Annotated in this window: 1 protein-coding gene; it reads right to left on the bottom strand. The window is 71.2% G+C overall.

Going from position 1 to position 358, the window contains the following annotated elements; translation table 11 throughout:
• Positions 1–234, bottom strand: a 234-nt coding sequence (locus HKX41_10705; protein NNC24600.1) for an EF-hand domain-containing protein, incomplete at its 3' end; no start/stop codon positions are given.
• Positions 235–358: the final 124 nt, after the last annotated feature.

Genomic DNA, 358 nt, shown 5'->3' with positions numbered 1-358 from the left:
CTTGCCGTCGTGGTTGGCATCGGTCTTGGCGAAGCTCTCTTCGCCGCACTTGCCCTCGCCGCATTTGCCTTCGGCGGCCTTGGCGGCGTGGCCGGCGGAGACGAGATAGCCCTGGGCCAGCGGCTGCGAAGCGAAGGCCTGGCCGGCCAGCAGCAGGCCGCCGCCGAGGGCGACGCCGAGCAGGCCGAGGGTGCGGGCGGCGTTGTTGCGACGAGCGTTGGTGTGGTGCGACATGGTGGTTCTCCAGAAGGTGCGGACGAGCCGCGGGAAGGCGCGCCGCGGTGGCGGCGCGGAAACGAAGGAGGGCGGAACAGGGGGAGGGAAACCGGACGAGCGCTTTGGTGCGCGTCGGACTCAG

The organism is Salifodinibacter halophilus (assembly GCA_012999515.1).
Classification (GTDB): domain Bacteria; phylum Pseudomonadota; class Gammaproteobacteria; order Nevskiales; family Salinisphaeraceae; genus Salifodinibacter; species Salifodinibacter halophilus.
This window is presented reverse-complemented; position numbering and strand designations above follow the sequence as displayed.